This window comes from Bradyrhizobium sp. BR 10289 (genome assembly GCF_019455385.1).
Lineage (GTDB): Bacteria > Pseudomonadota > Alphaproteobacteria > Rhizobiales > Xanthobacteraceae > Bradyrhizobium.
Window position 1 is genome coordinate 25,075 of sequence record NZ_JACOFR010000044.1, and the last position, 7,748, is coordinate 32,822.

The 7,748-nt window shown below is 65.8% G+C and carries 8 protein-coding genes; 4 read left to right on the forward strand and 4 right to left on the reverse strand.

The window, feature by feature from the left end:
- Positions 1-69 precede the first annotated feature (69 nt).
- Entirely contained in the window at positions 70-1,032 is a 963-nt protein-coding gene (locus HYH08_RS37140; RefSeq protein WP_220014781.1) for a D-2-hydroxyacid dehydrogenase family protein, read from the forward strand.
- Positions 1,033-1,108: 76 nt separating this feature from the next.
- Here the strand turns inward: HYH08_RS37140 and HYH08_RS37145 are convergent, their stop codons facing one another.
- Positions 1,109-2,377 carry a L,D-transpeptidase gene (locus tag HYH08_RS37145; protein WP_220014787.1) on the reverse strand — a complete coding sequence of 423 codons (1,269 nt, stop codon included), beginning with the start codon at positions 2,375-2,377 and terminating at the stop codon, positions 1,109-1,111.
- A 369-nt stretch (positions 2,378-2,746) separates the two neighbouring features.
- Here HYH08_RS37145 and HYH08_RS37150 point away from each other — a divergent pair, with 369 nt between their 5' ends.
- A complete protein-coding gene (locus HYH08_RS37150) occupies positions 2,747-3,496 on the forward strand; it encodes a hypothetical protein (RefSeq protein ID WP_220014782.1) in 750 nt (249 codons plus the stop codon).
- Between the two features lie 21 nt (positions 3,497-3,517).
- Here the strand turns inward: HYH08_RS37150 and sseA are convergent, their stop codons facing one another.
- The 3 genes from sseA to HYH08_RS37165 all read right to left on the reverse strand — a co-directional run bounded on the left by sseA (position 3,518) and on the right by HYH08_RS37165 (position 6,224).
- Positions 3,518-4,369, reverse strand: a complete 852-nt coding sequence (sseA, locus tag HYH08_RS37155) for a 3-mercaptopyruvate sulfurtransferase (RefSeq protein ID WP_220014783.1) — start codon at positions 4,367-4,369, stop codon at positions 3,518-3,520.
- 135 nt (positions 4,370-4,504) lie between these two features.
- Positions 4,505-4,918, reverse strand: a complete 414-nt coding sequence (locus HYH08_RS37160; RefSeq protein WP_188108293.1) for a rhodanese-like domain-containing protein — start codon at positions 4,916-4,918, stop codon at positions 4,505-4,507.
- A gap of 130 nt (positions 4,919-5,048) precedes the next feature.
- The gene (locus tag HYH08_RS37165) at positions 5,049-6,224 is read right to left on the reverse strand and encodes a vWA domain-containing protein (protein ID WP_220014784.1); all 1,176 of its coding nucleotides are present in this window, start codon (positions 6,222-6,224) and stop codon (positions 5,049-5,051) included.
- A 285-nt stretch (positions 6,225-6,509) separates the two neighbouring features.
- Between HYH08_RS37165 and HYH08_RS37170 the strand changes: the two genes are divergently transcribed.
- A complete protein-coding gene (locus tag HYH08_RS37170) occupies positions 6,510-6,755 on the forward strand; it encodes a GlsB/YeaQ/YmgE family stress response membrane protein (RefSeq protein ID WP_220014785.1) in 246 nt (81 codons plus the stop codon).
- A 93-nt stretch (positions 6,756-6,848) separates the two neighbouring features.
- Positions 6,849-7,691: an AAA family ATPase gene (locus HYH08_RS37175; protein ID WP_220014786.1), complete on the forward strand. Its 843-nt coding sequence runs from the start codon at positions 6,849-6,851 to the stop codon at positions 7,689-7,691.
- The last annotated feature ends 57 nt before the right edge of the window (positions 7,692-7,748 follow it).

Below are 7,748 nucleotides of genomic sequence, written 5' to 3' on the forward strand. Positions count from 1 at the left end.
AACCATGGCCCTATTCCGACGACGGCGCCCCCCGCCCGGCGCCTCACCTCTCGCCATGGATGAACGCTGATGAGCCGGCTGCGCTGCGCAATTCTCGACGACTATTTCAACCTCGCCCTCGACGTCGCGGACTGGCCGAAGCTGTCGGACCGCATCGACACCACGGTGTTCAGTCACCCCTTCGCCTCCGAACAGGCCGCGGCCAGCGCGCTGGCCGACTTCGACATCATCTGCGCGATGCGCGAGCGCACCGCGTTTCCCGGGAGCCTGTTCGACAAGCTGCCCAAGCTAAAGCTGCTGCTGACGTCGGGCATGCGCAACGCGGCGATCGACCTGGAGGCCGCGAAGGCAAAGGGCGTCGCGCTTGCCGGCACGCAATATTCGCGCGACCCGACCGCACCGCTCACCATGGGCCTGATCCTGGAGCTGACCCGCGGCATCGGTCGCGAAAATGCGCGCATGCATGCCGGCGAACCCTGGCAGACCTTTGCCGGGGTCGAGATCGACGGGCTGACGCTCGGCATCGTCGGGCTCGGCAAGCTCGGCACCAAGATGGCCGGCCTTGCCAAGGCGTTCGGCATGAACGTGATCGCCTGGAGCCCGAACCTGACGCCGGAGAAGTGCCAGGCTGCCGGCGTCGGCTATGCCACCAAGGAGGATCTGTTCGCCAAGGCCGACATCGTCACCATCCATGTGGTGCTGAGCGAGCGTTCGCGCGGCCTCGTCAGCCGCGCCGACCTCGCCCGGATGAAGCCGACCGCGTTCCTCGTCAACACCGCGCGCGGGCCGATCGTGGACGAGCAGGCGCTGCTGGAGACCTTGCAGCAGAAGAAGATCGCGGGCGCCGGCCTGGATGTATTCTCTGTCGAGCCACTGCCGGTCGACCATCCCTTCCGCAAGCTCGACAATCTCGTTCTGACGCCGCATCTCGGTTACGCCACCGCGGATGGCCTGCGCATCCATTACGGCCAGATGGTCGAGGCGATCGACGCCTTCACCAAGGGCCACGAGCTGCCGCGGAAGCTGGCCTGAGCGAGCCAGGCCTCAACGACGAAGGGCGTGCCGACGGCACGCCCTTTTGCAATCTGAATTTACGTAGACGACGCGCTTAGCGCACCGTGACCGGCGCAGGCAGCGGCGGCACGACGGTCGGCTGCGTGCCCGGGACGGGACCGGCCTGGGCGGCCATCGGCGACGGACCGGGCGCTGGCGCGGCCGATGCGGTCGTCGTAGGCGGATTGCCCTGCATCACCACGACGCGGGTGCCGACCTTGGCGCGCTCGAACAGGTCCGAGACGTCCTCGTTCAGCATGCCGATGCAGCCCGAGGAGACGAACTTGCCGATCGTCGACGGCTGGTTGGTGCCGTGGATGCGGTACACCGTCGAGCCGAGATACATCGCGCGGGCGCCGAGCGGATTGCCTTCGCCACCGGCCATGAAGCGCGGCAGATAGGGCTGGCGCTCGATCATTTCCGCCGGCGGATGCCAATCCGGCCACTCGGCCTTGCGGGTGATCTTCTGCACGCCGGTCCAGGTGAAGCCGTCGCGGCCGACACGGACGCCGTAGCGGATCGCCCGGCCATTGCCGAGCACGTAATAGAGATAGGTGTTCGGGGTATCGACCACGATGGTGCCGGCCGGCTCCTTGGTCTGGAACGCGACCTCCTGGCGGCGCAGGTTTGGCGGCAGCTGCACGGGGGCCGCCTCAGGCTGGTCCTCGGGGGGCAGCAAGGCGACCGACATCGGCCGTCCACCGGCTCCAGGCTGCGGCGAGACCGCGCCGGTCGCAGCGGGGCCACCGACGGCTTCTGGCGGACGCATGCCGTCATTGGCGGGCGGCTGGCCCGAACGATCGCCATAGATCACCGGCGGCGGACCGGCGGGCCGGCCGTAGCGGGGATCGTCGGGCGACGTCACCGGACCCTGCGGCGGGTTGGCGGAATAGACCGGCGGAGAGCCGGCCGGACGGCCATAGCGGGGATCATCCGGCGACATCACCGGGCCCTGCGGCGGGTTGGCGGAATAGACCGACGGGGCGCCGGCCGGACGGCCGTAGCGCGGATCATCCGGCGACATCACCGGTCCCTGCGGCGGGTTAGCCGAATAGACGGGGGGACCGGCGGGGCGGCCATAGCGCGGATCGTTGGGCGAGCTGATCGGTCCGCCCGGGCCGGGCGGCGGCAGCGAAGCCTGCGGCATCGCGTCGTCGTCGTCGTCCAGCGCGTCGAAATTGGGGGTGCGGTCGCCGGGACGATATTCGGCCGGCGCGCCATAGCTCGGCGCCTGCTGGACCGGATAGCTCTGGGCCTGTGCGAACGAGGTTCCCGCCGCAGCGACTGTTGCGGCAGCGCATATCGTCAGAAAATGTTTGATCATCATCGCTCTTGTATAGTCCCCGGGCCCCGTCCGGACCGTTAACGGCCAGATGACCGAAGATAGCGGCACATTCAAGACGTAACCGGCTGATTTGTGCCTGATTTAGCGATTTGTGATGCAATCGCACACAGTTGCTCCGTTGCATCACGGGGCGGAAATCGCATCACGCCGTAGATTGCCGGAGTCACCCACCCCGATTTTTACGGAACGGCGCGAAGACGTTGCGATATGGTCGAATCAGCCTGATTCGCCTCCGCTTTGAGCTTGAACCGCTGCGTGGCGAACGCGGCAACCAGTACCGTCACCGCGTTCAGATGGCTCTTGGGCCCTGGCCTCCGCGCCGCCGGGGCGGAAATTCGTAACCCGTCAATGCTTCCCGGCTTTCGCTTCCTGCTTGCCGCGATCCTGCTGTCTACCTCCATCCTGGTGTTCGGCCTAGGCGCCGCCTCGCTGCTGCGGGCGAGCCACGAGCAGTATGTCAGCAACCCGTCCTGGCGGAACGGCCCGCAGGAGCAGGTGTTCGCGCAGAGCCCCGAGCCGGCCCAGCCGGTGCTTGCCGCGCTCCGCGTCGAGCCGATCACCGAAGCGGCGACGCCTGCGATGCCCGCCGAGCAAGTCCCGAGCATCGGGCTGCCCGCGGTGGCAACCGGGCCTGAGCAGATGGCCGCGGTGACGCTCGAAGCCCAGCCTCAGCCCCAGCTTGCTGCCATCGAGCCGGCTTCGGCGCCGGCTCCATCCACCGCCGAAGCGCCGGTCGCTGAGCCAGCCAGAAGCGAGGCTGCACCTTTGGCCCCTGCGGACACACTCACCCCGGCCGACACGACGGCTTCGATCACGATGACGCCACCCGTTCCGGCGGTGACTGTCCCAGATGTTCCTCGAACCGCGACGCCGGCGCTGGCGTCCCGTGTGACCGACATTGCAGCGGCCAGGACGGCTGCGCTGAACGAACTTGTGCCGGCGAAGCCAAAGGCCGCCAGCGCCGCGCCCAAGCCGCGCGCCAGCAAGCCGAAGAAGCGTCACCGCATCGTGCGGCGTCCGCCGCCTCAGCAGGTCAACCAGGCGCTCGACCCGTTCGGCCAGCCGCAGCAGACGCTCGCGACGACACGCACGCGGTGATCTTGCTTCAAAATTGAGCCGTCACGCCGGCCCGGTCGCAATCGCCGGGCCGCCCTCCTGGCCCCATTCGGACCACGAGCCGTCATAGAGCGCCGTATCAGTGACGCCTAAGCGATAGAGCGCGAGCGTCAGCACGCCGGCGGAGACGCCGGAGCCGCAGCTGGTCACGATCGGCGCATCGAGCTTGACGCCGGCGCTCGCGAAGGCGGCGCGCAGATCCTCGAGCGGCTTCATCGTGCCGGTCGCCGCGTCGAACAGCTGATTGTAGGGCACGTTACGGGCGCCGGGGATGTGGCCGGAGCGGATGCCCGCGCGCGGCTCGGGCGCGCGGCCCTCGAAACGCTCGGCGGCGCGCGCGTCGATCACCTGCTCGGCACGGCTTTCGACGTTGGCGACAAGCTGCTGCATGCTGCGCACGCGCTTCGGATCGTAGCTGGCCTTGAACGTGGCAGGCTTCGGCTTCACCTCGCCGCTCTCCACGGGGCGCCCCTCGGCGCGCCACTTCTTCAACCCGCCATTGAGGATGCGCACATTGCCGTGGCCGAAGGCCAGGAACATCCACCACGCCCGGGGCGCTGCGACCCAGCCGCCGGCATCGTAGAGCACGACGGTGTCGGCGTTGGAGATGCCGAGATTGCCGACATCGCGGCCGAACTGCTCGGCGCTCGGATACATGTGCGGCAGCGGATTGGAATGGTCCGACACCGCATCGACGTCGAAGAACACAGCGCCCGGCAGATGCGCGGCGAGATAATCATCCTTCGGCAGCGGCAGCACGCCCGGCAGCTTGAAGCTGGCGTCGAGGATCTTGACGTTGGCATCGCCGATGTGGTCGGCGAGCCAATCGGTGGAGACGAGGGGGTCGGTGGCCATGCTACTAGTTCCTTGTCATTCCGGGGCGTGCGCAGCACGAACCCGGAATCCATCGTGCGGCAGAGTTGGTGGATGAATGGATTCCGGGCTCGCGCTTCGCGCGCCCCGGAATGACGAGTGGAGAGCGCGAGGCCCTCACCCCTTCTTCTTTGGCTCCCACGCTTCCGTCGGGCCGCCGGCATCGCGCCAGGCGGCGTAGCCGCCGGCGATGTGGGCCACGGGTTTGAGGCCCATGTCCTGCGCGGTCTTGGCGGCGAGCGCGGAGCGCAGGCCGCCGGCGCAGTGGAACACGAACTTCTTGTCCTCCTGGAAGATCGGCTTCGCATACGGGCTCTGCGGATCGATCCAGAATTCCAGCATGCCGCGGGTGCAGGCGAACGCGCCGGGGATGCGGCCGTCGCGCTCGATCTCGCGGGGGTCGCGGATGTCGACGATGACGACGTCGCCATTCTTGGAGATCTCGATGGCGTCCTTGGCCGAGAGCGTCTCGATCTCGGCATTGGCCTCGTCGCAGAGCTGCTTGATGCCGCGGGTGATGTTTTGGGGCATTTTGTATCTCCCTCTTCTCGTCAGTCCGGGGCGATGCGCAGCATCGAGCCCGGAATCCATTTCTCTACATGCGCTGCGGCCCGATGGATTCCGGGTTCTCGCTTCGCGAGCCCCGGAATGACGGGGGACATCAATGCGTCAATTCCTTCATCGCATTCTCCAGACCTTCGATCGTGATCGGATACATGCGGTTCGCAAAGATGCGCTTGATGATGGTGGTGGATTCCGAATAGTCCCAGTGCTTCTGCGCGACCGGGTTCAGCCACACCGTATGCGGGTAGGTGCGGATGATGCGGTCGAGCCAGACCGAGCCGGGCTCCTCGTTGACGTGCTCGACCGAGCCGCCGGGCACCATGATCTCGTAAGGCGACATCGAGGCGTCGCCGACAAATACGACCTTGTAGTCGTGCGCGTATTTGTGCAGCACGTCCCAGGTCGGCGTGCGGTCGGTGAAGCGGCGCTTGTTCTGCTTCCATACGCCTTCATAGAGGCAGTTGTGGAAGTAGAAATACTCCATGTGCTTGAACTCGCTCTTCGCCGCCGAGAACAGCTCCTCGACCTGTTCGATATGCGAATCCATGGAGCCGCCGATGTCGAAGAACACCAGCAGCTTCACCGCATTGCGCCTCTCGGGACGCATGTGGACGTCGAGATAGCCGTGATTGGCGGTCTCGCGGATGGTGGTGTCGAGATCGAGCTCGTCGGGCGCGCCGGTGCGCGCGAATTTGCGCAGGCGGCGCAGCGCCACCTTGATGTTGCGGATGCCGAGCTCGACATTGCCGTCGAGGTCCTTGAACTCGCGCTTGTCCCACACCTTCACGGCGCGGTTGTTGCGGTTCTTCTCCTGGCCGATGCGGACGCCTTCCGGATTGTAGCCGTGCGCGCCGAAGGGCGAGGTGCCTGCGGTGCCGATCCATTTCGAGCCGCCCTGGTGCCGGCCCTTCTGCTCCTCGAGCCGCTTCTTCAAGGTCTCCATGAGCTTGTCCCAGCCCATGGCCTCGATCTGCTTCTTCTCTTCTTCCGACAGGTACTTCTCGGCGAGCTTCTTCAGCCACTCCTCGGGGATCTCCGCCTTCTCCATGGCGTCGAGCAGGCTTTCCAGCCCCTTGAACACCGTGCCGAAGACGCGGTCGAACTTGTCGAGATTGCGCTCGTCCTTCACCAGCGAGGCACGCGACAGATAGTAGAAATTCTCGACCGAATAATCCGACAGGTCGGCGTCGAGCGCCTCCATCAGCGTGAGGTATTCGCGCAGCGTCACGGGGACCTGCGCATCGCGCAGGGAGGTGAAGAATTGCAGGAACATGAGTGACAGATTGCCCGTCGGAGGGCCAACGTCAAGGGGCGGTGCCGATCGCCGCGTCGTCGGTCTCACACCTCTCCCATCGGGAGAGGTCGGCGCGAAGCGCCGGGTGAGGGGTCTTGCTCTCTCGTGGGGCTGGCGCCCCCTCACCCGATTTGCTGCGCAAATCGACCTCTCCCCGCTGGGGAGAGGTGAACCACGCGCGTCGGCGAACCAATTCAACGTGGACCCACGGGCTTTTTGCTCTAGAATTGGCCATCTCAAGGGGTTGTTTTGGGGACGTTTGCAATGGGAATTCTCGCAGCACTGATCATCGGCGCGATCGCGGGCTGGCTCGCGGGCAAGATTGTCCACGGGGCGGGATTTGGGCTGATCGGCAACATCGTGGTCGGCATCATCGGCGCGCTGGTAGCGAGCTGGGTGTTGCCGCAGCTGCATATCGAGCTGGCCACCGGCACGTTCGGCGCCATCGTGGACGCCACCATCGGCGCGGTGATTGTGCTGGTGATCCTTTCGCTGATAAGACGGGTCTGAAAGCCTGACCGAACCAGGAACGGCCGCCATGCGCGGCCGTTCCCATGTCGGGACCGGAGTGCTGTTCTGGCCGACGATCAACAAGGACGCGCAATGAAATTTACCGGCACCAAGGACTATGTTGCGACCGACGATCTCAAGGTCGCCGTCAATGCCTCGATCGTGCTGGAGCGCCCGCTCCTGGTGAAGGGCGAGCCCGGCACTGGCAAGACGGTGCTGGCCGAGGAAGTGGCCAAGGCGCTGAACGCGCCGCTTTTGACTTGGCACATCAAGTCCACCACCAAGGCGCAGCAGGGCCTCTACGAATACGACGCGGTGTCGCGCCTGCGCGACAGCCAGCTCGGCGATGCCAGGGTGTCCGACATCAAGAACTACATCAAGCGCGGCAAGCTGTGGGAGGCCTTCACCGCCGAGCAGCGCCCGGTGCTGCTGATCGACGAGATCGACAAGGCCGACATCGAATTCCCGAACGATTTGCTGCTCGAGCTGGACCGCATGGAATTCCATGTCTACGAGACCGGCGAGACGATCAAGGCCAAGCAGCGCCCGATCATGATCATCACCTCCAACAACGAGAAGGAGCTGCCGGACGCCTTCCTGCGCCGCTGCTTCTTCCACTACATCAAATTCCCCGACGCCGACACGATGGGCCGGATCGTCGACGTCCACTTCCCCGGCATCAAGAAGCGCCTGGTGGAAGAGGCGCTGCGCATCTTCTTCGAGGTCCGCGAGGTGCCCGGGCTGAAGAAGAAGCCGTCGACGTCCGAGCTCTTGGATTGGCTCAAGCTGCTGCTCAACGAGGACATGAGCGCCGAGCAGCTGCGCGAGCGCGACCCGCGCAAACTGATCCCGCCGCTGCACGGCGCGCTTCTGAAGAACGAGCAGGATGTGCACCTGTTCGAGCGGCTGGCGTTCTTGAGCCGACGGGAAGTTTGAGTTTTCGTGTCCCGGACGCGCTGCAGCGTGAAACGCTGCTGCGCAGAGCCGGGACCC